20 protein-coding genes are annotated in these 25,400 nt (G+C 75.8%); 8 read left to right on the top strand and 12 right to left on the bottom strand.

The genetic code is table 11. The annotated features are described in order from the left end of the window. Positions 1-393: 393 nt before the first annotated feature. The 4 genes from ACI8AC_RS08375 to ACI8AC_RS08360 form a co-directional block, all read right to left on the bottom strand. Positions 394-531 carry a hypothetical protein gene (locus tag ACI8AC_RS08375; RefSeq protein WP_456897033.1) on the bottom strand — a complete coding sequence of 46 codons (138 nt, stop codon included), beginning with the start codon at positions 529-531 and terminating at the stop codon, positions 394-396. A 57-nt stretch (positions 532-588) separates the two neighbouring features. After that, on the bottom strand, positions 589-969 hold the full coding sequence (locus tag ACI8AC_RS08370) for a PIN domain-containing protein (protein WP_456897031.1): 381 nt from the start codon (positions 967-969) through the stop codon (positions 589-591). Then, positions 966-1,214 (bottom strand): type II toxin-antitoxin system Phd/YefM family antitoxin, encoded by a 249-nt coding sequence (locus tag ACI8AC_RS08365; RefSeq protein ID WP_456897029.1) that lies wholly within the window; start codon positions 1,212-1,214, stop codon positions 966-968. The genes ACI8AC_RS08370 and ACI8AC_RS08365 overlap by 4 nt, the downstream gene beginning before the upstream one ends. Positions 1,215-1,311: 97 nt before the next feature. Beyond that, entirely contained in the window at positions 1,312-1,917 is a 606-nt protein-coding gene (locus ACI8AC_RS08360) for an arsenate reductase/protein-tyrosine-phosphatase family protein (protein WP_456897027.1), read from the bottom strand. Between the two features lie 236 nt (positions 1,918-2,153). Between ACI8AC_RS08360 and ACI8AC_RS08355 the strand changes: the two genes are divergently transcribed. After that, positions 2,154-3,389: an acyltransferase family protein gene (locus tag ACI8AC_RS08355; protein ID WP_456897025.1), complete on the top strand. Its 1,236-nt coding sequence runs from the start codon at positions 2,154-2,156 to the stop codon at positions 3,387-3,389. Positions 3,390-3,573: 184 nt separating this feature from the next. On the opposite strand, the gene ACI8AC_RS08350 is transcribed toward ACI8AC_RS08355, so the two are convergent. After that, the gene (locus ACI8AC_RS08350; protein ID WP_456897024.1) at positions 3,574-4,650 is read right to left on the bottom strand and encodes an LCP family protein; all 1,077 of its coding nucleotides are present in this window, start codon (positions 4,648-4,650) and stop codon (positions 3,574-3,576) included. Between the two features lie 437 nt (positions 4,651-5,087). Here ACI8AC_RS08350 and ACI8AC_RS08345 point away from each other — a divergent pair, with 437 nt between their 5' ends. Beyond that, positions 5,088-5,243 (top strand): hypothetical protein, encoded by a 156-nt coding sequence (locus tag ACI8AC_RS08345; protein WP_456897023.1) that lies wholly within the window; start codon positions 5,088-5,090, stop codon positions 5,241-5,243. 91 nt (positions 5,244-5,334) lie between these two features. Then, a complete protein-coding gene (locus ACI8AC_RS08340; protein ID WP_456897022.1) occupies positions 5,335-6,654 on the top strand; it encodes a UDP-glucose dehydrogenase family protein in 1,320 nt (439 codons plus the stop codon). 16 nt (positions 6,655-6,670) lie between these two features. Here the strand turns inward: ACI8AC_RS08340 and ACI8AC_RS08335 are convergent, their stop codons facing one another. After that, positions 6,671-7,984, bottom strand: coding sequence for a sugar transferase (locus ACI8AC_RS08335; RefSeq protein WP_456897039.1), 1,314 nt, complete (start codon positions 7,982-7,984; stop codon positions 6,671-6,673). A 3,777-nt stretch (positions 7,985-11,761) separates the two neighbouring features. On the opposite strand from ACI8AC_RS08335, the gene ACI8AC_RS08330 reads away from it, so the two are divergent. Then, a complete protein-coding gene (locus tag ACI8AC_RS08330; RefSeq protein WP_456897021.1) occupies positions 11,762-12,589 on the top strand; it encodes a hypothetical protein in 828 nt (275 codons plus the stop codon). Positions 12,590-12,658: 69 nt separating this feature from the next. Further along, a complete protein-coding gene (locus ACI8AC_RS08325) occupies positions 12,659-13,207 on the top strand; it encodes a phosphatase PAP2 family protein (RefSeq protein ID WP_456897019.1) in 549 nt (182 codons plus the stop codon). Between the two features lie 620 nt (positions 13,208-13,827). Here ACI8AC_RS08325 and ACI8AC_RS08320 read toward each other — a convergent pair. Together ACI8AC_RS08320 and ACI8AC_RS08315 are read right to left on the bottom strand one after the other, a co-directional pair. After that, on the bottom strand, positions 13,828-14,589 hold the full coding sequence (locus tag ACI8AC_RS08320) for a sugar transferase (protein WP_456897018.1): 762 nt from the start codon (positions 14,587-14,589) through the stop codon (positions 13,828-13,830). Positions 14,590-14,914: 325 nt separating this feature from the next. After that, entirely contained in the window at positions 14,915-15,073 is a 159-nt protein-coding gene (locus tag ACI8AC_RS08315) for a hypothetical protein (protein ID WP_456897016.1), read from the bottom strand. Positions 15,074-16,944: 1,871 nt separating this feature from the next. Here ACI8AC_RS08315 and ACI8AC_RS08310 point away from each other — a divergent pair. From ACI8AC_RS08310 to ACI8AC_RS08300, 3 genes are all read left to right on the top strand, one after another. Continuing rightward, on the top strand, positions 16,945-18,114 hold the full coding sequence (locus ACI8AC_RS08310; protein WP_456897014.1) for an OmpA family protein: 1,170 nt from the start codon (positions 16,945-16,947) through the stop codon (positions 18,112-18,114). A 204-nt stretch (positions 18,115-18,318) separates the two neighbouring features. After that, entirely contained in the window at positions 18,319-18,525 is a 207-nt protein-coding gene (locus ACI8AC_RS08305) for a hypothetical protein (protein ID WP_456897012.1), read from the top strand. Between the two features lie 113 nt (positions 18,526-18,638). Continuing rightward, on the top strand, positions 18,639-19,739 hold the full coding sequence (locus ACI8AC_RS08300) for a glycosyltransferase (protein ID WP_456897010.1): 1,101 nt from the start codon (positions 18,639-18,641) through the stop codon (positions 19,737-19,739). On the opposite strand, the gene ACI8AC_RS08295 is transcribed toward ACI8AC_RS08300, so the two are convergent. The 4 genes from ACI8AC_RS08295 to ACI8AC_RS08280 all read right to left on the bottom strand — a co-directional run bounded on the left by ACI8AC_RS08295 (position 19,709) and on the right by ACI8AC_RS08280 (position 25,361). Further along, on the bottom strand, positions 19,709-20,905 hold the full coding sequence (locus ACI8AC_RS08295) for a glycosyltransferase family 4 protein (protein WP_456897008.1): 1,197 nt from the start codon (positions 20,903-20,905) through the stop codon (positions 19,709-19,711). The genes ACI8AC_RS08300 and ACI8AC_RS08295 overlap by 31 nt on opposite strands. Next, a complete protein-coding gene (asnB, locus tag ACI8AC_RS08290; protein ID WP_456897006.1) occupies positions 20,905-22,839 on the bottom strand; it encodes an asparagine synthase (glutamine-hydrolyzing) in 1,935 nt (644 codons plus the stop codon). The genes ACI8AC_RS08295 and asnB overlap by 1 nt, the downstream gene beginning before the upstream one ends. Positions 22,840-22,969: 130 nt before the next feature. Further along, positions 22,970-24,043: a GNAT family N-acetyltransferase gene (locus ACI8AC_RS08285; RefSeq protein WP_456897004.1), complete on the bottom strand. Its 1,074-nt coding sequence runs from the start codon at positions 24,041-24,043 to the stop codon at positions 22,970-22,972. Between the two features lie 7 nt (positions 24,044-24,050). Beyond that, entirely contained in the window at positions 24,051-25,361 is a 1,311-nt protein-coding gene (locus ACI8AC_RS08280; RefSeq protein ID WP_456897002.1) for a lipopolysaccharide biosynthesis protein, read from the bottom strand. Between the last annotated feature and the right edge of the window lie 39 nt (positions 25,362-25,400).

Genomic DNA, 25,400 nt, shown 5'->3' with positions numbered 1-25,400 from the left:
CCCCCCCCCCCCCCGGCGCCCCCCCCCCCCCGCCCCCCCCCCCCCCCCCCCCCCCGCCCCCCCCCCCGCGCCCCCCCCCCCCCCCCCCCCCCCCCCCCCCCCCCCCCCCCCCCCCCCCCCCCCCCCCCCCCGAGTCGAGGTCGAGCGGAGGCACCAGGACCGTCAGGTGCGCTCCGCCCGGTCGCTGTCGGGCGTCCTCGCGGGCCCTGCCGTGGGGGCCGAGGGGCCGTGGTGGTGCCCCTGCCAGCCGCTCACGGGTGGCTGAGCTCGAGGTCGACGCCAAGCGCCGCACAGGTCCCGAGGGCGCGTGCATCCCGGGTGGCCAGGAAGCCCTGGAGGCGGCGGCGCCGGCAGAGATCAGTCCTGGCTCGCCGCGCCCCTCCGGGGGTGACCTCAGGTGTCGACGTCGAGCAGCACTGCGGCGTCGTCGTGCAGTGCGGCGAGAGTCCGGTCGAGAGTGGCCAGCCGGCCGTCCCGTGACCGCGCCAGGCCGGCCAGGTAGGCGTCGGTCACCTGCTTGTGGCCGACCACGCCGCGCAGTTCGATGTCGGCGAAGCCGAGGGGGTCGGGCCAGAACCCCGGCGTCGATCAGACGGCAACGACCTCGAGCAGCTCGTCGGCGCCGACGAGGTCGTCGGCGTTGCGGGTGTAGAGCCGGGCGCCGTGTGCGTGCGCGGTGGCAGCGATGAGGAGGTCCATCGTCCGCGGGCGAGGTGTCCGGCCGACGGCCACCACAGCGGCTGCGAGCCGGCCGTAGCTGGCGGCGACGGCGTCGTCGACGGGCAGGGGGTCGAACTGGCGTTGCAGGATCGACAGGCGACGCAGTCGCTCGGCGCGGATCTCCGGCTCGCCGGCCACGAGGACGCCGAAGTGCAGTTCGACCACGGTAGCGGCGCTGATCGCCAGCTCACCGGTCAACGGGCCGACGTCGGAAGCGATCACCACGCTGGTGTCGAGCACCGCTCTCATCGACGCAGCCACGGATCGGTGAGCTCGCCGGCGAGGCGATCCTGCTCCTCGGCCCAGGAGGTGTCGGCGGGACCACGGAACAGTTCGGTGATCTCGCCCCACTGCCGCCAGGTGTGTGGCGAGACAGGAACCAGTCGGGCGCTGGGGCGGCCGGACACCGTGATCGTCACCTCTTCGCCGGCCTCGTCCCGGCGCACGAGCTCGGAGGCGTGCCGGCGGAGCTCGCGCAGGTGGATGGTCGTCACCCGTCGAACGGTAGGACCTGTGCTGCTCGGTGCGGTGATCGAGCGGCCACTGGAGCCCGACCGCGGCAGGAGGTATGAGGCGACGTCTGACCGGGTGTCAGGCCGGGACGAGCGCGGGAAGGTGCGTCCGGACGCTGGTGAACAGGACGTCGGCCAGCGGACGCAGCGCCACCTCGATCGTGCGGGCCGTCGTCGTGTGCACCTCCGGGCGCCGGCCGATCGGGTCGGCGATGTCGTCGCCGCTCCCGGAGGTCCGGTCGGCGCGTGCGGCGTCCAGGCGCAGGGCCAGGTCGACCGCCCGGGTGCGCACGGGGGAGAGGAACACCCCGCCCAGGTCCGCCCGGTTGAGCAGGTCGGTCGCCTCGAGCAGCGTGAAGGTCCGCCGCAGCCCGCGGGGGTTGACCTCCAGCACCGACCGCCGCTGGTCGCGGGTCATCGTGAGCACCAGGTCGGCCTCCGCGGCGAGCTCCGCGGTGAGCGCGCGGGACCGGAAGCCGGCCGGGTCGCCGCCGAGCGCGGTGAGCGCCGCCGCGGCCTCCGGGTCCATGTCCCGGTCCTCGACCGCGTCCAGGCCGGCGCTCACCACGGAGACCTCGGCGGCCTCGGGGCTGCCGGCGAGGGCGTCGGCGGCCCAGGCCGTGGCCAGCCGCTCGGCCAGGGGTGAGCGGCACAGGTTCCCGGTGCAGACGAGGAGGAGGCGCACGCACCGGACGCTAGGGGCGCACCGGCCGGTCGTCGCCGCTAACGGCGGGGACCGTGACCCCTCTGGGTGAGCCGGTTCCCTCACCGAGGGAAGCGGCCCGGTGCCGCACGGCGACGCGAAGGTCCCCGGCGGGATGACCTGCGCCACGGTCGGGTGCCCGGCGGCCGGACGGCCCGTAGCGTCACAGCGGATCCGGGCGTCGTCCGGGAGGTGGCAGCGCGGGAGAAGGGCACCAGGTGGCGAGACCGCACGGGGGTCAGCAGGTCGACGACGTCGTGGCCCCGGCGGGAGCCGTAGCACCCCCGCGCACCAAGCCCGCCTTCCGCACCGACGTCGAGGGGTTGCGGGCCGTCGCCATCGGCGCGGTGCTGCTCTTCCACGCCGGCGTCCCCCGCATCAGCGGCGGTGGCTTCGTCGGCGTCGACGTCTTCTTCGTCATCTCCGGCTTCCTCATCACCGGGCTGCTGGTCCGCGAGGTCGACCGCACCGGGCGCATCGCGCTGGCCGACTTCTACGCCCGCCGGGCCCGCCGGATCCTGCCCGCCGCCGCCTTCGTCACCGTCGTCACCCTGGTGCTCGGCGCGGTGCTGCTCAGCGGGGACGCCCGCCGCGACGTCGGCTGGGGCGGCTTCTGGGCCGCGCTGCAGAGCGCCAACTGGTACTGGGCCAGCATCTCGATCGACGAGCTGGTGCCGCGGCTGACCGAGAACCCGCTGCTGCACTACTGGTCGCTGGCGGTCGAGGAGCAGTTCTACCTCGTCTGGCCGCTCACGATCATCGTGGTGGTGGCCGTGGTGCGCCGCCGGTCGGGCTCGTGGCGGCCGGCCCTGCTCGCCACCCTCGGCGTCCTCTCCGCCGCCTCGCTGCTGGCCTGCGTGCTCGTCACCTACGACCACCGGCTGCTCGCCTACTTCGGCAGCCCCATGCGGGCCTGGCAGTTCGGCGCCGGCGCCCTGCTGGCCATCGGCGCCGCCACCGTCGACCGCTGGGCGGCCACCGAGCGCGGCCGCCGGCTCGGCCTCCACCTCGGCTGGGCGGGGATGGCACTGGTCCTCAGCTGCCTGCTGTGGGCCAACGGCACCCCCTACCCGGGCGTCGCCGCGATCGTCCCGACGGTCGGCGCCGCGGCCGTCATCCTCGCCGGAGGCCTGACCGGGCAGCGCGGCAGCGTGGCCGCCGTGCTGTCCTGGGCGCCGATCCGGTTCGTCGGGCGGATCTCCTACTCCTGGTACCTGTGGCACCTGCCGGCCACGTTCGTCGCCGAGCAGGCCTTCGGGCTCACCGGCTGGTACTGGTGGCTGCTCGTCGAGCTGGTCGCCGGCGTGCTCGCCTACCTGACCATGGTGCTCGTCGAGCGGCCCTTCCGGTACGCCCCGGCGTTCTCCGCCACCCCCGGCCGCGGCCTCGCGCTCGGTGGCGCGGTCACCGCGGTCACCGTCGCCGTCGCGCTGGCCGTCGTCGCCGCCGGCTGACCGGGCGGCCTCCTCACGGGGCGGTCGAACGCCCACGGGCTCATGCCCACAGCGCACCGGCTGCTGGACCAGGAGGGGTTGCTGAGCGTCCTCGGCAAGTCCAGGCAGATCCGCGACACCTTCCGGCCGCCCGGGACCCAGCGCAGCCGGCCGGGCCGTCGGGGTCGGGGTCGACGGCAGCCGGTCAGCGGGGGACGTCGGGCAGCGCCTCGTCGGCGAACTCGTCGGCGTTCTGCGACAGCGAGTCGTTGCGCAGGTACTCCCACATGCGCTCGCCGGCGACGTGGTCGAGGTAGACGACGCTGGCCGCGCCCTCCGTGCCGGTGCCCAGCACCGGTGCGGTGAGGAAGTCGATGCCCTCCAGGCCGAGGCCGCGCATGTCGTAGGCCAGCGAGAGCAGCTCGGTGTTGCCGAGCTGCTCGTCGACGGCGACCGCGCCGGTCATCGACAGCAGGGCGGCGTCCAGGCGGCCGGGGTCGGTGAGGGTGTCGGTGCTCAGCAGCTTGGTGAACACGGCCTTGAGGTACTGCTGCTGGCGGCGCACCCGGTCGAAGTCGCCCGCGGCCAGGCCGTAGCGCTGCGCGAGGTACCAGCGGGCCTCGTCGCCGTCGAGGTGGTTGACGCCGGCCTCGAAGGTGTGGGGGCCGTTGCTGGTGGTCTCGGCGACGACGACGTCCACGCCGCCCAGGTCGTCGGTGACCTCGGTGATGCCCTCGAAGTCGATGGCGACGTAGTGGTCGACGCGCACGCCGGTGAGCTGCTCGACGGTCTGCACCAGCAGCGACGGCCCGCCGTAGGCGTAGGCGGCGTTGATTTTGCCCATCCCGTGCCCGGGGATCTCCACCCAGGAGTCGCGGGGGAGGGAGACGACCTGGGCGTGCTGCCGGTCGGCGGAGAACCGTGCGAGCATGATCGCGTCGGAGCGGCCGCCGGCGGCGATGCCCTCCTCGGCGGTGGCGCGGGTGTCCGAGCCCACCAGCAGGAAGGTGACCGGGGCCTCGCCCGCCGCCTGCTGCGGGGTGGCCGGCGCCGGGCGGGCGTCGGCGTCCAGGTCGGCGAAGACGTCGGCGACCCGCGCCACGTTGCCGGCGTACCGGTCGGTCAGGAACCACAGGCCCCCGCCCACGACGAGAGCGAGCACCAGGCCCAGCACGCCGAGGACGACCAGGACCCGGCGCAGCCCGCGCCGGCGTGGTCGAGGTCCCCCCGGGGCTGCGTGCTGCGGGCGCCGCCCGTCCACCACCGACTGTTCCGCGCCCATGCCATCCCCCGTCGACCGGCAACCAGGCCGAATCTACGGAGCAGTGCCGGAACGGGGCAGGGACGCTGACCCCGGCGAGGGAGGAGCGCCGCTCAGCCGGGCCGGCGTGGGCGCGGGACGTCCGCGGGGTCGTCGCCCACGCGCGGTGGTCCGAGATCGTCGGGACGCGGTCGGCGCCGGTCGGCGAGCCGGACCGAGCGACCCACCAGCACGGCGAGGCCGACGGCGGCCAGCGGCCACAGAACGAGCAGCCACCATCCCCAGCTCATCGGGCCTCCCCGACGTCCGCGCCGGCCCGGGCCGTGAGCCGGTGTCCGCACCAGTGAACCGCGCCGAGGGGTTGCAGCGCACTCACCCGGTCCCGTGACAACCGGGATGCGTGGCGGCATGACGCACCTCACGTCCTGCGGCCGGCCACCGACCGGCAGACTGGCCGGGTGCGCAGCCTCCCCCTCCCGGCTCGCCCGCTCGCCCGCTCGCACCGGTGGGGAGCGCGGCTGCACCTGCACCAGTTCCGGTGGGCGGCCGACGACGCCTTCAGCGGGTCCAGCCTCTACGCCTGCCGCTGCGGCGTGGTCCGCTCCGCACCATGACCAAGGGGCGGGCCCGGGATGGTCGGGTCGGAGATCGGCACCTACGGTCTCCCCACAACGGGACCAGTCCGGTGCGGAACGGAGCAACGTCATGAGGATCTCGGTCATCGGCTGCGGCTACCTGGGTGCGGTACACGCCGCCTCCATGGCGGAGCTGGGACACGAGGTCGTCGGTATCGACGTCGACGAACCCAAGGTCGCCGCTCTTCGCGACGCCAGGGCGCCCTTCTTCGAGCCCGGGTTCGAGGAGCTGCTCGAGCGGACGCTGGGCACCGGGCGGCTGCGGTTTTCCACCGACATGGCCGACGCGGCCGGCGCCGTCCTGCACTTCGTCTGCGTGGGGACCCCGCAGAAGCGCGGCGAGTACGCCGCCGACCTGCGCTACGTGGAGGCCGCCGCCGAGTCGCTGCTGCAGGTCCTCGCGCCGGGCGACCTGGTGGTGGGCAAGTCGACCGTCCCGGTGGGGACGGCGGCGCGGCTGGCGGAACTGGTCGGGGATAAGGTGCCCGGGGCGCTGCTGGCCTGGAACCCCGAGTTCCTCCGCGAGGGCTTCGCCGTCCAGGACACGCTGCACCCCGACCGGCTCGTCTACGGCCTGCCCGCCGACGGCGACGGCGAGGTCGCCGAGCGGATGCTCGACGAGGTGTACGCGCCGATCGTCGAGCGCGGGACGCCCAAGGTGGTCACCGACTACGCCACCGCGGAGATGGTGAAGACGGCGGCCAACTCGTTCCTGGCCACCAAGATCTCCTTCATCAACGCGATGGCCGAGCTGTGCGAGGCCACCGGAGCCGACGTCAAGCTGCTGGCCGACGCCATCGGCTACGACGACCGGATCGGCCGCAAGTTCCTCAACGCCGGGCTGGGCTTCGGCGGCGGCTGCCTGCCCAAGGACATCCGCGCGTTCATGGCCCGGGCCGGGGAGCTGGGCGCCGACCAGGCGCTGACCTTCCTGCGCGAGGTCGACAACATCAACATGCGCCGGCGGATCCGCATGGTCGAGCTGGCCCGCGAGGTCTGCGACGGGTCGCTCCTCGGCAAGCACATCGCGGTGCTCGGCGCGGCCTTCAAGCCCGACTCCGACGACATCCGCGACTCCCCGGCCCTGAACGTCGCCGCGCAGCTGCAGCTGCAGGGAGCCGACGTGCGGGTGACCGACCCGGCGGCCATCGAGAACAGCCGCCGGCTGTGGCCGCAGCTGGACTACGCCGCCACCGCCGAGGAGGCCGCGGCCGGGGCCGACCTCGTCCTCGTCCTCACCGAGTGGAAGCAGTACCGGGAACTCGACCCGGTCGCCTTCGGCCGGATCGTGGCGCAGAAGCGAGTGCTCGACGGGCGCAACGCCCTCGACCGCGAGGCCTGGACCGCCGCCGGCTGGAGCTACCGGGCCCTGGGGCGCCGGGCGGGTTGACCGCCGGCCGGACCTCTCAGTAGGCACCGGTCGTGCCGAGCACGGCTCGGACCGTGCGCCAGAGGATGGCGGCGTCCAGGCCCAGGGACCAGTTCTCGACGTACCGGACGTCCAGCTCCACCGACTCGTCCCAGCTGAGGTTCGACCGGCCGCTGACCTGCCACAGCCCCGTGATGCCCGGTTTGACGAGCAGCCGGCGGTGCATGTCCGGGCCGTACTCCTCCACCTCCCGGTCGACGTGCGGGCGCGGGCCGACGAAGGACATCTCGCCCTTGAGCACGTTGACCAGCTGGGGGAGCTCGTCGAGCGAGTACCGGCGGAGGAACCGGCCCACGGCGGTGACCCGGGGATCGCGGCGCAGCTTGAACTGCACCGCGTTGCCCTCGTTGTGCACCATCAGGGCGCCCTCGTCGCGGTCGGCGTCGACCACCATGCTGCGGAACTTCAGCAGGTCGAAGTGCCGGCCGCACTTCCCGACGCGGTGGTGCCTGTAGAGGGCAGGCCCGCGGCTGGTCACCCGGATCGCCAGGGCGATACCCAGGAGGAGCGGGGAGCCGGCCACGAGCAGGACGGCGGCGGCCGTCCGGTCCAGCACGGCCTTCACCAGGCGGCGGTGACCCCGGAACTCGGGCTCCCTCACCTGCAGGAGGGGCACGCTGACCGTGGGCCGGACCTGCAGGCGGGCGGGGGCCACCTCCACCAGCCCCGGGCACACCAGCAGTTCGATGTTCGTGCCCTCGAGCCGCCAGGCCAGGTCACGGAGGTAGAGCCCTGCGGTCTCGCTCGCCGAGGTCACGACCACCGCGTCGGCGCGCACGTCGTCCACCACCCGGACCGCCTGGTCCAGCCGGCCGAGCACCGGGACGCCGTGCCGTTCCAGGAGATGAGCCTCCTCGGGGCGGGGGACGCACGCCCCCAGGATCTCCAACCCCGCCGCCGGGTCCCGACGGATGCGTCGGGCGAGGTCCAGGACGGCGCCCTCCCGACCGATGAGGACCGCCTGCTTCGTCATGAGCCGGCGACGCCGCGCGCGGTGCAACCGGATCCGGTTCAGCCACCGCCCGAGCAGGGTCAGCACCACCGTCGCCGGTGCCGCCCACAGCAGCAGGGAGTCGAGCCAGGAGGCCCCCGTCACGGCGGCCACGCCGCCGTAGCCGGCCATCGTGATCAGCCCTGCGACGACGACCCGGCGGAACTCGTCACCCCCCGTGCCCAGCCGGCGCTCGGCGTACGTGCCGAGGAGGAGGTTGACGACGGGCCACGCCAGCACGGACACCGCCACCGCCACCCGGACGGGCCCGAGGGCGGGCCCGGTGACCGCACCTACCAGAAGACCACCGGTGGCCGCGGCGAGCGTGTCCCCGACGACCAGCGCGGCCGTGTACGCGACGAGCCACTCGGGCGTCCGCCGTCGACGGGCGCTGAAGGGGTCGTAGACCGGACGGCGGTGCAGCGGTCGGCCGGTGTGGCTGTCGGGGAGGGGCTCGGCCAGTAGGGGGACAGGGCGGAGATGGTCGAGCGGGCGGACGTCCGCCCGATCCTCCTCGGAAGGGGGTGCACCGTGGCCGTTGGTGTTCGCGTGGCCGTTGTGGCCGGCATGGCCGTTTCGAGCCGGGGTCGACGTGGTGTTCCGTGTCAGGACCACACGTGGCAGCGGGACGTCCGGACGGTCCGGTCCTGGTTCGACGTTCCCCGCAGCGCTGGTGGAGACCTGCTCCGCGGGGTCGCTGTGGGCGTTCGGGCGTTCGGAGGAGAGATCGGTCATGGCTCTCGCCCACCTCTGCTCGGCGAGTGGCCGGCTCCACATCGGTGGACTGCCGGCCCCGTGAGTCATCGGGATGTCCGACGCCGCGACGGCGTCGGGAAGTGTGTGCAGGAGTGCTCCTGCGGAGAGACGTGGTGGGGCTGGAGTGATCCGGTGCTGCCTGCGGCGGCACATGCGACAGCCGCGGACCGGGCCGACCGACTAGTCGGGCCAGAAGGTCGTGTCGTGGAAGCCGCCGCCGGCGATGGCCACGCGGTCCTGTACGGCGAGCACCGAGCCCGGCAACCGTGGATTCGCCGCCTCGAGCGGTGCCAGAGCATGCGCCCGCTGGAGACCGCCGCCCCCGTGCGAGCCGCCGCCCGAGACGGTCGATGACGATCCTGTCGGAGGACAGGCCGGCCTGGGCGTCGGGGCCTCGTCCACGGGCCACGGTGCGGAGTCCGGCAGGCCTGCCGGGACAGGGACCGCGGCGCCGAGCCTCCCACCGTGGTGGGCCTGCAGCTGGTGTCCCCGATTGCGCGACGCGGCACCCGGTGACGTGCTGGCTGCCATCGCTGCGCCCCGGACGTGCGTCGCATCCGATGAACGGGTACACGGCGCGGTCTCGTCCGTCCCGGCGGCGTCCGGTCCGCTGAGCCCGGCCCACGGCCGCTGCAGCCCTTGCAGGGCCGGGACGACACCCAGCGGCGCCGCCTGTGCGGCGGCGACCGAGGCCGTCACCGCCGCCCCGATCGGCGTGCCGGGGGTGGTGTGCACACCGGGCCGACCGGTCGGGACCGGCTTGGTGCTCGTGCTCGTGCTCGTGCTCGGGGTCGCGGTGCTCGGGGTGGCTGGGTTCGGGGCGGCCACCGAGCCCACGACGGTGTCGGCGACATGCGGATCGGTGGAGGTGGTGGCGGGTTGGAGCTTCGGGGGCACGGTGAGCGCCGTGGCCGGCGCCCCTGGGCCCGGGCCTCCGGATGCAGGGTGCACGGCGGCGACTGGGCCAGCGGGGACCTCGGGGTCCAGGGCGGCGGCCATCGGAGGTGCCGGCGGTACGGGCGCGGCCAGCGCAGGCCCGGGAGTCCCTGCGGGAGGAACAGCCACGGCCGCGGCAGCGGACGAGCGAGGAGCGGAGGCCGCGGGCGTGTCCGCCGGCTGTGATCCGGGGACGGCGACACCCGATCCCGCCAGCGACGGCACGATCACCGGCTCGGTCGGCTCAGGAGCAGGGGTCGCCGGCGTGAGCGGAAGCGGCGGGGCCGGCGGAGGGGCCGCATCGGGCGTGTGGACGGCGGGTACCGGCGCGGCCGCTGTCGGACGGCTCGACGCCGCCGGGCCCTGGACGGCTGGCTGGGGTGTGCTGGTCGGGCTGGTCTGTCCGGAGGTTTCGGCCGCCGAGCTCGCGGGCGGTGCCGGTTCGGCCAGCGGGCCGGCGGGGAGTGCCGGGGTGGCCGGGGGCGTCGGCTGGCCTGGGGTGGCCGGCTGGGCGGTGTCGGGCGGGCTGCCCTGGCCGGGTGGGCCGGCCGGTGCTGCCGGGGTGGCCGGAGGCGCCGGGGTGGCCGGAGGCGTCGGCTGGCCTGGGGTGGCCGGCTGGGCGGTGTCGGGCGGGCTGCCCTGGCCGGGTGGTTCGGCCGGCGGGCCGGCCGGAGGCGCCGGCGTGGCCGGGGGTGCCGGGGGTGCGGTGTCGGGCGGGCTGCCCTGGCCGGGTGGTTCGGCCGGCGGGCCGGCCGGAGGCGCCGGCGTGGCCGGGGGTGCCGGGGGTGCGGTGTCGGGCGGGCTGCCCTGGCCGGGTGGGCCGGCCGGTGCGGCCGGGGTGGCCGGAGGCGCCGGCGTGGCCGGGGGTGCCGGGGGTGCGGTGTCGGGCGGGCTGCCCTGGCCGGGTGGTTCGGCCGGCGGGCCGGCCGGTGCGGCCGGTGCGGCCGGGGGCGTCGGCTGGCCTGGGGTGGCCGGCTGGGCGGTGTCGGGCGGGCTGCCCTGGCCGGGTGGTTCGGCCGGCGGGCCGGCCGGTGCGGCCGGTGCGGCCGGGGGTGCCGGGGTGGCCGGGGGCGTCGGCTGGCCTGGGGAGGCCGGCCGGCCTGGAGAGGCCGGCTGGGCGGTGTCGGGCGGGCTGCCCTGGCCGGGTGGGCCGGCCGGTGCGGCCGGGGGTGCCGGGGGAGCGGGTGAGGGATCCGGCTTGGGTGTGCTGGCGGAGGCGTCCTGGCCGGGTGGTTCGGCCGGCGGACCGGCCGCGGACGCAGACTCGGCCGGGGAGGACGGAGCTGCCAACTGGAGGTCCGGCTGTGCACTGCTCGTGGGCGGTGATTCGGGTTTGGGTCCGCTCTGTGCGGGGGGTCCCGCAGTCGGCGTGTCCACGGGTGCCGGTGCAGGCGCTGCAAGGGGGACCGGCTCCGGCGGGGCAACTGTTTCCGGCGGTGAGGCGCCGGCGGCTTCCGTCCCGTTGCCTTCTGCCGTCCCGTTGCCTTCTGCCGGCCCTGTGCCTTCCTGTGCTGGCTCCACCGCCGCCACCGCTGGTGTCGGCGCTGCAGGCGACGGCGGTTCCTCAGCTGTCGCAGTCGAGGGAAGACAGGTCAGCAGGGCCCAGGCGCCGATGGTGAGCGCCGGGCCCAGCAGGAGTCGTCGCGCATCGCTCGACCGCCCGGACCCCTCCTCGACGGAGGTTCCGACGGGTTGCGACCCCAGGAGCATCGGCAGCGTGGTGGCGCGGTCGCAAGGCCGCGTCCTACGCCGTCGAGACTTCACGCCGCCCCCCGTGTCGTTACCCTTGCTCTGAGTAACCAGCTGCTAACGCCCTATTGGGTGACTCTCCTGTGGACGGCGACACTTTCTCGCAGGTGGGGCGCCGTCAAGGGGCTTTGTCCCCATGCAGAGCATGCAAGCTGATGCCCGTGACGCTCAGTGACACAATTTCGACAGAGTGAGTACCTGTACGTCGCTGACCCATGGGCCCGGGCGATCGGCGGGCAGCCGCCGGTCTCCTGCTCAGCGGGCTGGGCGTCGTGTCCACGTGTTCGCCGCACGCCGGCCGGCGGACGGGTCCAGCGGGACGGGCGTGAATCCATGGGGACGGTCCGCCTCACCCGTCCCGCACCCGTTCCCGGTCGGCTGCATGGCTGCCGAGGGGACGGGGCATGGAGTGATCCGTTTTCTTCCTCGCCGTCTGGGTCGCGCTCGCCATCGCCGTCGCCGTCCTCGTGGGTCGTGGCATCCAGATGGCCGACGCCCGGTCCGCAGCCACCGGCGCGCCGTTGACGACGGCTGACCTGCCGGCCGACATGCGAGCCACCCCGACGCGCCGCTGACCCACCCGTCCGGGTGACCGGGTGGTCAAGACCGGTGCTCGAGCTGTCGAGCATGAGCGGCGTGTGGACATGGATCGTCGCCGGGCTGGGTGCCTGGGTGGCAGCGGCAATGGGGGTCGCCGTCGTCCTCGGCCGTGGCATCCGGCTGGCCGAGGAGCGCGCGTTCGGCGGTGCGGCCGGGCCCGTCCGCCGTCGACCACGGCGCGTGCCCCTCCCGACGGTCGGTGTGGTGCTCGCCGCGATCGCCGTCCTCCTGGAGACGGTCGGCCTGCTGTCGCGCCTCAGCGGCGCCCGCACCCCGCTCGCGCGGTTCCTCGACATGGACGCGCCCTGGTCGCTGCCGCGCCTGTTCGTCGCCGCCCTCTTCGCCGCCGCGGCCCTGGCCGCCTTCGCCGGTGCCGGGCGCAACCCCGGGCGCCGCACCTGGTGGACCGCCGTCGCCGTCGTCACCGCCGGCATCGCCGTGGTGAAGGCCGGCAGCACCGTGCACGCCGACGCGCTGTCCGCGCTCTCCGCCGCCGTCGGGTCCGGCGCGGCCACCGTCGCCAGCGTGCTGCTCGCCGCCGCCGTCCTGCTCGTGCTCGGAGTCCTGAGCCGGGCCGAGCGCCGCGACCGCCGCCGCGTCCTGCTGGCCCTGGGCGCCTACGCCGGTGCCTCGGTCGGCCTCTCCGCCCTCTCGTCGGTCGCCGGGTCCTGGGCGGCCACGGCCACGTTCCTCGAGGAGTCCGGCGAGGCGCTGGCCGGGGTCTCGGTGCTCGTCGCGGTCCTCGTCGGTGTCGCCCCGCGCCTGGTGCTGCCGGCCGCCTGGCAGTTGCGCCGGCAGGACGACGCGCTCGGCCTCGAGGTCCCCGACCTGGCGCCCGGCGCGGAGGGGCACGCCCACGGCTGACGTCGGTTCCACGAGGGTCGGTGCAGGCCCCCGGCCCGATCCGGCGGTCGTCCGGCGACACTGGACCCCATGGATCTGGATCTCGACCTGCTGCGCCTGATCGCGGCGCACCGGGTGGGGTGGGTCGACGTCCTGACCCGCGGGTTGATGGAGGTCGGGATGAGCCCGCTCACCTACCTCGCGGCGTTCGTGCTGTGCGTCCTGCTCGGGTTGCTGTTCCGCGCCTGGCGGGTCTCGGTGGCCGCGCTGGTGGCTGCCGTGGCCGCGGTGGCGGTCGCGGACGTCGGGAAGCAGCTCATCGGCCGCCCACGGCCGCCGGGGGACCTGGCGCTCGTCGCGACCACCGGGCTGGCGATGCCCTCGTCCATCGCCGCGATGACCTCGGCGGCGGCGATCCCGGTGATCCTGCTGGGGATCCGCATGGGCAACCGGGCCGGGCACCTGCTGGTCGCCCTCCTCGTCGCCGCGACCGTGGTCACCGGTGTCAGCATGGTGTACCTGGGGGCGCACTGGCTGAGCGACGTCCTCGTCGGCTGGGCGCTCGGTGCGGTGCTGGGGGCGGCGATCATGCTCCTGCTGGAGCGCGTGCGGTTCCGGAGGGCCCCGGCGCCCGGCTGAGCGGCGACCTCCCCGCCATGAGCCGGGGACCGCACGGTCCGGTGCCGCGGTTCGTCCGGGCTCCCGGAGCGCCGGCGGCCGGGTCGCGGGGTGCTACAGGTGGCGGTGCAGCGGCGAGCGTCTGCGGACCCCGGCGGTGGACCGTGCGGCGCTCCTGCCGCATTCCGCGACCGGCTGCTCCGGTCCCGGTGGTGGAGCGTCCGGCGGGTGCATCGCACGGGTCACCCCGGTCGGCGGGGACGGCCGGGGGGTGCGAGCCCACTCGGCACTCCGGCCTCCGGGTGGGGGCGGTGCTCCCGGCCGACCGGGCCCGGCGTGCCCGCCCGGAGCCCGTCCGTCGCAGGATGCCCGTTCATCGGCTCGGCGGAGGAACCGACCGGTGAGCAGCGCGAGCGGCAGCGTGAGCGCCATCCAGGCCAGGGCTGCGATCGGTACCCAGTCCATAGGTAGCCCGTTCCTCTGGAGTCTCCACGGGCGACCGAGAAGACTCGGCTAGGACGACCAGTATGCGCCGGCCGGCAGACCCGGACCATCCGTGGACGGTGCGGTGCTCCCATCGGGGACGGCGTGACGTGCGCCGGTGCCAGGGGTCAGTGGCCGGTGACCGTGCGCGATCGCGCCTACCGGGTCCCCGGCTGGTTGCCGGGCCGGAGCAACGGCATCTCCCCCCTCGCGACGTCGAGCAGCCGGGGGAGTTCGTCGAGGGACAGCCGGCGCAGCAGCCGCCCGACGCGGGTCGTCCGGGCGCCACCGCTCGCCCGCCGCCCGGTCCCGCTACCGGCCACGGTCGTCCGGAACCGCAGCGCGCGGAGCGGGCGACCACCGCTGCCGTGGCGGAGCTGCCGAACCAGGACCGGGCCCCGGCTGGTCACCCGTACGGCGAGGCCGATCAGCAGGAGGACGGGCAGCAACAGTGTCGCCACGAAAGCAGCCAGGAGCCGCTCCGCCGTGGATGCCGAGGGGGGAGCCACGCCCACCGGGCCGCCGACCGGCGAGCCGGTCGACCTGCTCGAAGGGCACCGTCCGCCGCCGAGGCGGTGGGACGTGGTGCGGCGCACCAGCAGCGTGGCCGGCGTGGCCAGCAGGAGGGCGCCCAGGACGGTGGGTGTGGCGAGAGGAGCCCCGGTGAGCACCCACAGGATGGCCAGCGTGCCGGCGGACCACGCGGCGGCCACGAGCACCCGCCCGGTCTCCACCCACCGGTCGCGCAGGACGGGCCGCGCGTAGGCCCGGGCGAGCGCGAGGCCGACCACCCAGAGCGGGGGCAACGCCAGGACGGCCCAGGAACCCGGGGTCCCGATGCCGGGAGCGGGCGGGCGGAACCCGGTCAGCACCGCGGCCGCGGTCGCGGCGCATCCGCAGAGCAGGTCTCCCAGCACCACGAGGCCGGTGCGTCCCCTCCGGTGCCCGGGCGACGGGCCGCCGGGGGCATTCGGCGCGGCGGCCTCGTGGGCCGGGACCGGCTGGAGGGAGGCCGGAGGCCCGCCCGGAGCGGGGCGCGGGCCCTTCCGGGACCCGCGTCCGGGTGAGTGGGTGAGCACGCGGTGCAGGGACTTGGGCTGCCTCATCGTGACGGTTCCTCGGCTGGGTGCGCCTGGCGCAGGGTGGCAGGTGTGGGGGGACGCGGACGTCCCTGTCTCACGGGATCGAGTCGCGTGGGAGCCCGCCGGGGTGCAGCGGGCGCTCGGCTTCTCCTGGCGCGTCCTGCTAGTCGGGACGTGCGCCGGCCCGGTCGACCCCGGTGAGCACCTTGCCCACGGCGGAGGCGGACATCCTGGTCCACGCCCGGGCGGACGTCGCCGTCCGGACCGCGTCGACCACCGCCAGCTCGTCGGTCGGGTGGCCGCCGTTCCCCGAGCCGCACACCGAGGCGCCACCGGCCCCGGCCCCGACCCCGGATGGGGCCGGGGCCGCGGGCTGGCCGGCCGGCGCGACGGGCGATGCCGGCGGGACGGGCGGTGCCGGTGCCTCCGGTGCGTCGGCGGGTCCGGGCGGCAACCCGGGCCCGCCGACCGCGGTCGCGGCCGGGCCGTCGGCGGCGGAGCCGACGTGCCGTGGCGAGGGAGTCGGTGGATCGGCGGCACTGCTCCGGGACCCCGCCGCGGCGGAGGGGGCCGGTGCGGGGGCCGCCGGCGGGATCCCCTCCGAGCAGCCGGTGGCCGCCTGACCGGTCGGGGACACGGCGGGCGCGGCGGTCGTGGGGGCAGGTGCACCGGTGGACGCGGTCGAGAGGAGGGCCGGGCCGGCCGCGGCCCCGGAACCCACAGGGTCCACCCCGGGGGACGCGTGCCCGCTCGCAGCGGACGTCGACGGCTGATCCCCTGTGTGGGACTGCCCCGCCACGGGGCTCACGACGCCGACCACCGCGGCCGGCCCGGTCGCCTCTCCGAGCGGTGCCTGCGACTCGACGTCCGGGACGGGCTCCGCATCCACGAGCAGCACCCCGGTCGGCACGGCTCCGGCGTCGACCGCGTTGCCCGGCTCCGGGATGTCACGGGGCGGTGACGCGGCGGGAGACGTGAGCGGGGCGGCGTCCGTGGGGTCGCTCGTCGCCTCGCTCCCGGCCGTCCGGGATCCCGCCGTCGTCATGGCCTCCTCGACGGCTGGCTCCACCGGTGCACCCGGGCCGACCGTGCTGAGCTCCTGGGGGAGGAGGGCAGTCCTGTCACCGGTCACCGCTGCCGGGGCCGGTGGCACGCGTGTTCCGCTGGACGCGGCGGATGCGGGGGCGGGTGGGGCCGGTCGAGTGACCGGTGGGTGCGGCCCCCCTGCCGGCTCCGCTGCCGGGGAGGGTGCGGCCGGGAGGGGCTGCGGAAGTCCGGTCGGGCCGGTGGTGGCCTCCCCGGGTTCGGCGGAGGGGGCCTGGCCGGACGGGACCGGTTCGGGTGCCGGCGGCTCGGCGAGGCCGGCGGCGACGTCCTCGTCGGCGGGCGCGGTGGGGGCACCGGCCCCGGCGTCGGCAACGCGGGAGGGCACGGGCCCCGCGCTCGGCACGGAGGGGGAGGGTGCGGCCGGTGCGGGTGTCGTCGCCGGCCCGGATGGGAGGGGCGGCGCCACCACCGGGGGCGGGGCCGTGTCCGCCCCGGCCGCGTCGGCGGCCGGGGGGAGGTCGACCGGCGGGGACGTCTGCACGGCAGTGGGTGGAGGGGCGGCCACGGTGCCCGAGGGGGTCACGGCCGCCGGTTCCTCCTCCACCGCGAGCGGTTCGGCGAGCGCCGGTCCGGCCAGCACGAGCAGTGCGACCCAACCGCACGCCAGGAGGAGGACCAGGTAGACGAGACGGCGCCCGCCGGCGAACGACTCGCGCGCTCGGTGGAGGGCCCGGCGGAGTCCGGTCACGGTGACCCGCTGCGATGCCGCCGTGGCACCGGACGATCGCACCGGGCTGCCGCCGATCACCCGAGCCCCTCCCCGTTGCGTGCGGCGCCGCGCCGTTGCTGTGTACGCGTACGCCGCACGTGGTCCGCACCCTCCGCCGGGCTACGGCAGGGGGCAACCGTTCTCCGGGGGTGGACGGCACCCCGTCCGGCACGCGATGACGGACCGTGAGCGAAACGCGCTTCCACGTGCTGATCCGGCGAGCGGCCGGCCGCACGGTCACGGCGGTCACGGCGGCCTCCCCGGCCGGGGAGGTTGTGTGCCGTGGGGGGTGCGGGTCACTATCTCCCGGACTCCAGCCCACCCGCGGCCGTCCAGAGTCCTGCGCCGGGGGCCCGACCTCCTCGAGAAGGGTGCACGTGAACCGGACGACCGCCCTGCGCCGCACCTCGGCAGCCCTCACCGCGCTCTTCCTGACGTCGGCCCTGGCGGGCTGCGCGGAGAGCAGCCAGGCCGCGGAGCCGACGGGTGCGCTGGCCGTGGTCGTCGGCGCGCGCAGCAACATGCCCTCGACGACCGTCACGGGGCAGGCGGCAGCCGCCCTCGGGCAGGCGGCCGCGCAGCAGTCCTACTTCTCCGTGGTCGTTGCCGACGGTGCCCCCTACGTCGCCGACGAGGGCCTGCTGGCAGCGGAGGGAGGCGCGGGGTCCGACCCGGACGCGTGGCACGCCCGCAACCGGCAGCGTCTCGACGACTCGGTCGCCGCAGCCCGGGCCAGGACGCCGGAGACCGATCTCCTGGGGGCTCTCCGGGTGGCGGCGGACAGCATCGCCGCGCAGCCGGGGCCGCGGACCATCGTCGTCCTCGACTCCGGGTTGTCCACCACCGGCGCCCTCGACCTCACCCAGCCGGACATGCTCGACGCGGTTCCCCAGGAGGTCGCGGACACGCTGGGGAGGTCGGAGGAACTGCCCTGGCTGGGCGGCGTCTCCGTGCTCTTCTCGGGCCTCGGCGCCACGGCGGAGCCCCAGGCGGAGCTCGACCGGATCCGCCGCGCCCAGCTCACGGACCTGTGGACGACCGTCGCCAGGACCGCCGGGGCCTCGCACGTCCAGGTGGAGCGCGGGCAGGGTGGGGGCGAGCCGGCCGGGGACCTGCCACCCGTGACCCCGGTCCCGGTTCCCCCGGGGTACGTCTGCAGCGGCACCACCATGACGCTCACAGGCGGCAGGATGTCCTACCGGCACGACACCTCCGCCTTCCTCGACCCGGAGACGGCCCGGGACGTGCTGCGCCCCCTTGCCGAGGAGATGAAGGCGCGCGGCCTGTCCGCCGTGCTGCACGGGATGACCGCCGACGTCCGGGATCCGGCGGAGCAGCAGATGCTGAGCTACCTGCAGGCCCAGGCCATCGCCGACATGTGGCTGGAGGAGGGCGTGCCGGAGCGGCAGCTCGTCGTCGTGGGGCTCGGCAGCGACTTCCCCGGCTACGTGCCGGACCGCGACGCCGAGGGGGAGCTCATCCCGTCCGCGGCGGCCGCCAACCGCAAGGTCACCATCACCTTCTCCGCGCCGGTGGACTGCGGCTGATCCGCCGGGGGCGGTCGTCCGCCGCCCGACGACGGACGTCGCCCGGACGCGTGGCCCGTGTCCCCCCGTGGGGCGGAAGGTGACCGGCGCGTCAGTCGATCGAGCGTGATCGGGTGCTCTCGCTGGGTAAGGTGGGTCGTGCACCGCCCGGTACGTCGAGGCGTCCTCCGGGTGGGCCCACCAGCCGGCCCCGAGGAGGTCCCGATGACGACGGTGCTCACGGCCGCGATCGTCTGGCCCCTCCTCGTCCTGGTCCTGGGCCTGCTCGTCGGGCGCCTGCTCCGGTCGGCAGACCGGCAGGAGGAGCAGCGGCGCGCCCTCTCCCCGGCGGCCGCCCCCCCGGGGCCGCGGTCGCAGCGGCGGCAGCGCATGGGCGGCGACGGGCGGCGGGCGGTCGTCCCCGTCGGGTGAGCCGGGCACCGGCCTCCTCCGCCCTGCGCGACCGCGGGAGGCTCGGGGCCCGTCCCGGGACCGGGACGCCTCTACAGTGACCCGGTGATCGAGCCCTGGTGGACCCGGTGTCGGTGACCGCTCCCGACCTCGTCGTCGCGTCCTCCTACGGTCCCGCCGGGGCGAGCAGCCGGGTGCGCGTCCTCGAGTGGATCCGTCACCTCGGCCTCCGGGCCGAGGTCCTCGACTACCTGGGCACGGCGAACGTCCGGCCCGGCACCCTCGCCCGTCGTCCCGTCGGCGTCCTCCGGGCCGAGGTGCGGCTGCGCCGGCTCCGGCACCGACCGGCACCGCGACGACTGCTCGTCTCCCGGTCCATGGGCCCCTTCACCCGCGGACGGATCGAGGCCGACCTCGTGCAGCGGGCGGCGTGGGGTGTGTACGACTTCGACGACGCCCTGCAGTGCGACACGCGCGGAGGGGTCCACCGGTTCTTCGGCGAGGCGGCCGGCTGGCTCCCGGCCGTGCGCGCCGCCGACCTGGTCATCGCCGGCAACCCCTCCCTCGCCGAGGCGGCGGCGGAGCACAACGCGAACGTGCAGGTCATCCCCAGCTGCATCGACCCGGCCGCCTACCCGCTGAAGCAGGACTACGCCGTCGGGCCCGTGCCGCGGCTGGTGTGGATGGGGTCCCCCTCCACGGAGCGCTACCTGCAGGCCGTGGCGCCGGCCCTCCTCCAGGTCCACCGGCTCACCGGGGCCCGGCTCACGGTCGTCAGCGCGGGGGCGCAGCCGCTCGGCGACCTCACGCCCGTGACCGACCGGGTGACCTGGGACGGCCCGCGCACCGATGCGCTCCTGGCCACGGCCGACCTGGGCATCATGCCGCTGCCCGACACCCCCTTCGCCCGCGGGAAGTGCGCGTACAAGCTCCTCCAGTACGGCGCGGCGGGGCTGCCCGCGGTGGCCTCACCCGTGGGCGTCAACGCGCAGGTGATCGAGGAGCTCGGCGGACACGCCGCCACGGACACCGACTCATGGGTGGACGCCGTCGTGGCCCTCCTGCGCGAGCCGGAGTCCGCGCGCCGGGCCCGGGGGCGGGCTGCCCGCAGCGCGGTCGAGGACCGCTACAGCTACGCCGCGTGGGGCCCGGCGTTCCGACGGGCCCTGCGGCTGCCGGACGGCCGGGCCGGGGAGCGGGCGGTTCAGGAGGCGCCGGCCGAGCCGCGCAGGTAGAGCGACTGCAGGCCCGACCAGATCCTGGTCGGCCGGAAGTCGCGCAGGGCCCGCTCCCGGGCGGCGCGTCCCGCGGCCCGGACTGCTCCGCGGTCCTCGACGCAGCTCCGGATCGCGTCGACCAGCTGCGGGACGTCGCCGGTCTCCACGAGCCACCCCGTCACACCGGGGACGACGGAGTCACGGGAACCGGTCGCCGTCGTGGTGATGGCGGGGACCTCGGCCAGCGCCGCCTCGAGGACGACGTTGGGGAACCCCTCGCGGCGCGTCGGCAGGCAGAGGACGTCCATGCCGACGTAGGCCTCGTACGGGTCGAAGGTCCAGTCGTCGACGCGGACGGCGCTCCCGGACAGCCCGGCGACGGCGGCGCCGAGGTCCTCGTCCTCGACCGGGCCGAGCAGCATCAGCTTCACCGGCAGGTCGCGCAGCGACGCGAAGGCCTCCAGCAGGTCCTGGACGCCCTTGTCGTACGCGATCCGCCCGACGAACCCGACCACCAGGTCGTCGGGGTCCACCTTCCAGTCGGCGCGGACGGCCGCCCGGTCGACGGCGGCGAGACCGGCGTCCCACCGCTCGGGGTTGACGCCGTTGCTGCTGCCCTCGCCGATGACCACGGGACGGTCGCGGCGCCCGAAGAGCCGCCAGCGCACGGCCTCGTCGCGCAGGCTGGGGCTGACGCACACCACCTCGGTGGCCAGCAGCACCGTCACCCGCTCCGCCAGCCACAGCACGGCCAGCTGCGGCCGGGAGCGCGCGCCCTCCAGGCGCAGGCCCCGCATGATGTACACCCGCCGCGGGACCCGGGTCAGCCAGCCGGCGACGACACCCAGCAGGCCGGCCTTCGGCGTCCCCACGTTGAGCACGTCCGGCCGCACCCGGCGGAGCAGGCCGACCCACCGGGCGAGCGCCACGAGGTCCTGCCGGAGGGCGGTGTCCCGCTCCATCGGCAGGGGGTGGATCGTCACGCGTTCCCGCTCCGCCACGGTGCCCAGCGGGTCTCCCGGCGATGTCACCAGGTGCACGTCCCAGCCCTGCTCCCGGAACCAGCCCAGCTGGCCGCGCAGGAGCGTCGCGGCGGACTGGGGCACCGTGATCCCGTAGACGATGCGGCCCGGCTGCCCGGCGGCAGGGCGGGCACCGGACGCGGACGGCCGGGGACGGTTCATCAGGCTCCTCGCCACTGCGCCAGCCAGCCCTGCAGGACCAGCAGGTTCCAGACCTCGTGGGTGTGGTCACGTCTCCCGCTGCAGTGCCGCTCCCACGTCGCACGCACCGCTGCGACGTCCAGCAGCCCCTGGCGGCGCAGGGTCCCGGGGTCCAGCAGGTCCTCCGCCCAGGGCCGCAGCGGTCCCCGCAGCCAGTCCCCGATCGGCGGGCCGAACCCCATCTTCGGCCGGTCCATGAGGGTCGGGGGCAGCACCGTCCGCAGCAGCCGCCGCAGGACCAGCTTGCCGACACCGCCGCCCAGCTTGTACTCCAGCGGCAGCGACCAGGCCAGCCGGTACACCGCCGGGTCCAGGAGGGGGATCCGGGTCTCCAGGGAGACGGCCATCGCGGCACGGTCCACCTTGACCAGGATGTCGTCGGTCAGGTAGCCGAGGGCGTCGGCCAGCATGAAGGACTCCGCGGCGCTGCCGAGGGCGGGCAGGCGGGGGGACAGCGGGGCCACGTCGCCGAGGACGTAGCGGCGGTCGGTGACCGACGTCAGCTTGCCGTAGAGGTCGGCCGCGTCGGCGAAGTCGGCGATCGCCGCCAGCTTGTGCACGCGCGCGCCGAGTCCGCCGGTCGGCGCCCGCCCGCCCGCGGACCGGCCCACCGCGTCCCAGGCGGCGGGGCTCACCCGCAGCGCCGCGGAGCCGGCCAGGCCGCGCAGCGCCCGGGGGACCCGTGCCAGCGGCCCGTAGGCCTGCTGGGAGGTGATGTGCCGGTTGTAGCCGCCGAACAGCTCGTCGCCCCCGTCACCGGAGAGGGCCACCGTGACGTCCTCGTGCGCGACCCGGGCCACCAGGTGCGTCGGCAGCTGCGAGGGGTCGGCGAACGGCTCGTCGTACATCGTCGGCAGGTGCGGGACGACGGCGAGCACGTCCTCGGCGGAGAGGGTCACCGCGGTGTGCTTGGTGCCCAGCGCGGCGGCGACGGCGGCGGCGTAGGAGGACTCGTCCAGCCGCGGGTCGTCGAAGCCGATGGTGAACGTCCGGATCGGCTGGTCGGAGGCCTCCTGCATGAGCGCGGTCACGACCGTGGAATCGATGCCGCCGGAGAGGAACGCCCCCACGGGGCGGTCGCTCACCGTGGCACGGTGCACGCTGTCGCGGACCTGCGCGTGCACGGCCGCCACGGCGTCGTCCACGGAGCCCTCGAAGGGGGCCATGCGGGCGCGCACCGCCTCGCTGACGGCGTCCCAGTGCACGTGGTGGCTGATGTCGCCGGCGGCGATCCGGTCGCTGAGCTCGACGCACACCGCCCCGCCCGGCGGGACCTGGTGCACCCCCTCGTAGATGGTGGCCGGCTGCGGGACCGCGCTGCGCGCCAGGAAGGTGGCCAGGGCCACGCGGTCGATGCCGGGACGGTGGTCGGTCAGCGCGCCGAGCGCCTTGAGCTCGCTGGCGAACGCGACGGACGACCCCTGGTGCGACCAGTACAGCGGCTTCTCACCGAACCGGTCCCGGACCAGCCACAGCCGCCGAGCGGCCCCGTCGACGTAGGCGAAGGCGAACATCCCCCGCGCCCGCCGGGCCGTCTCGACCGGTCCCCAGGCGCGGCAGGCCTGCAGCAGGACCTCGGTGTCCGAGCTGGTGCCGAAGCGGTGGCCGCGCTGCTCGAGGTCGGCGCGGAGCTCTCGGTAGTTGTAGATCTCGCCGTTGAAGGAGACGGCGTGCTCGCCGTCCCGGGACGCCATGGGCTGGGTGGCATCGGTCGAGAGGTCGATGATCGCCAGGCGCCGGTGGCCCAGCGCGACCGGCAGGGTCGGGGACGTCCACCTCCCCTCCCCGTCGGGGCCCCGGTGCCGCAGGGCGTCGAGGCTCGTGACGATCCGGTGGTCGAGGGTCTCGGCTGGTTGGCCGACCAGGCCCCCCGCGAGCCCGGCTATCCCGCACACGGGGAGCAAACTAGCTGGCCGGGGCGCGCCGTGGCGGGCCCCGGGTCCCCGGGGCGCCCGCGGTCACCGGCACGGGTGACCGGGGCCGGGGTGCCGGAGGTGTCGGCCGTCCTGCGCCGGTCCGCGGCGGTCATCCGTCGCCGCGCCACGGGGGGAAGAAGCCGTCCGTCGAGTCCGTCCCGGCCAGCCGGCGGTAGCGCGCGGGGTCGTGGACGAGCTTGGCGACGTGGAAGGGCAGGGGGGTGCTCCCCGGGTCGAACCGGTGCTTGAAGACGAACAGCGAGGACGCCGAGCTGCCACCGACGCCCCCGCCGAGGTGGAACCCGGTCATGCCGTGCGACTGGGCCCACTCGGCCGCCGCCAGGAAGCACCGGTTGGAGGCGCCGGTGGACCGGGCGAGGTCGTCGGAGCCGCCGAGGTGGTAGTGCAGCCAGGAGCCCTTCCGGAAGCACAGCAGCGCCGCCACGAGGTCACCGTCGAGCCGCCCCTCGACCAGCACGGGCTCCAGCGCGCGACCGTTGGCGAGGACGGCCTCCCAGTAGGCGTCCGGGAAGTAGAAGAACGGGTGGGCGTCCTGCCGGCGCATCGTCGCCACGTACAGCCGCCGGAACCCCTCGAGCGACGGCGGATCGGGGACGACGGAGACGACGAGCCCGGCCCGGTCCGCACGCCGGACGGCCCTCCGGTGGTGGGCGTGCATCCGGCCGGTTAGGTCGCGTCCCGGGGAGACGTCCCACCCGACGGTGGACCCCAGTTCGACGAGCCGAGCGCCCGGCGGGGTGAGCCCGGCGTTGCCGAGGACCGGGTGGAGCCGCAGGAACGTCGCGACCACGCCGTTCTCCCGGGCCCAGGCGTCGAGCGCCGCGCCGAACGCGGCGATCCCCCGCGGGGTCCGCGCGACCGGGCCGCCGTAGCCGTACGCGCTCGTCGCGTCCCAGCCGCTCCCGTCCGGCAGCGGCCGCAGCAGCAGCGGCAGTGCCACGTCGCCGTCCCCGCCGCGGAAGTGCAGGAACACCGGTCGCGTACCCGGCGGTTCCAGGACGGCCGACACGGCCTGGTACGCGGCCAGCGTGTAGGTGTCCAGCCCGCCGAGGCCGGTGACGAGGGTGTCCCACCGGGCCGGGGGGACGACGTGGACGGCGCCGACGGAGACCACGTCACCGGGCAGCCCCCGGTCGGGGGGGTCGATCGTCGGAGCGGCCACGATCGCCCTACGACCGGTGCCCGGGAACGGCCGCCGCGAGGCGCCCGGCCATGCGCCACCGGGCGGTCGCCGCCATCACGACGTAGGTCAGCACGACCCCGCCGGCGATCCCGGCGGTGCCGAGGAGGCGGTAGCCGCCGGTCGCGGCCGCCACGAGCACCACGCAGCCGACCAGGGCCCCCAGCGCCCCGGTCCGCAGGTCGCGCAGCCCGGCGCAGGCCGCGGAGTCGACGTGGTAGCTGGCGTAGGGGATCGCCGCGAGGCAGAGGACGGGCAGCACGTCCCGCGCCGGCCGGAACTCGTCGCCGAGCAGGAACGGGATGGCGAACCACCCGGCGACGGCGACCGCGACCGCCAGGACCCCCGTGAGCGCCAGGACGCGCAGGTGCATGCGTCGCCACGGGTCGAGGCCCCCGGCGGCGGCCGTCCGCCGGGTCAGCATGGGTGTCAGCGCGACGGGCGCGACCCAGGCGATCTGCGCCAGCGAGGAGGCGACCGCGTAGATGCCGACCTGCGCCGAGGACCCGGCGGCGCCGAGGACGAGCCGGTCCCCGTTGACGACGAAGGACTGGCCCAGCGCGGCCACCAGCGCGAAGCGGCTGACGCCCACGAACCCCCGGGCCTCGCGCCACCACTCGCCGACGCCGACCGGTGGCCGGGCGCGGCCCTCGACGTCCGCGGCCCGACCCACCAGCACCTGCGTGGTGATCGAGCCGGCGTAGCAGGCCGCGCCGATGTACAGCGCCGTCGCGGGACTCAGCACCCCGGCCAGGTGCGCCCCGACGATCAGCAGGAGCTGGGTGCCCGCGCTGGCCACGTCGATGGCCATCGTGGTCCGGTGCCGACCGAGCCCGTGCAGGCCCTCCCGCAGCAGGTGGGCACCCAGCGCGGTGGCCGAGTACACGACGAACGGCAGCGCGAGGGCGGTGTCCCCCGTGGAGAGGGAGAACAGGACGGCGAGGCCCACCGTCGCGCTCAGCAGGACGTGCGGCACGGTGAGCAGTGCGGAGAGGGCGACGAACCGCGACCAGGTCCACCACCGGCCCGGCTCGGCGAGGACGACCCGGGATGCCTGCCCGGCGCCCAGGCTGCTGACCAGCAGCATGAGGGTGGCGATGGTCGTGGCCAGCACGAGGTCACCGCGGTCGGCGGGTCCCAGCAGCCTGGCGGACAGCAGCGCCACCGCCATCTGCACCGCCATCTGGACGACCGACCAGATCGGCAGCTGCAGCCCGCGCAGCAGCGGACGCAGCCGGCCACCCGCCGGCGCGGGGCCGGCGGCCACCTCCGGTGGTGCGCCGTCGGAGACCGAGGTCACGGCGAGGCCCCCGTCGGGCGGCCTGCGCTCGTGCGGCCC

This window comes from Geodermatophilus sp. SYSU D00758 (assembly GCF_054049955.1).
This window is presented reverse-complemented; position numbering and strand designations above follow the sequence as displayed.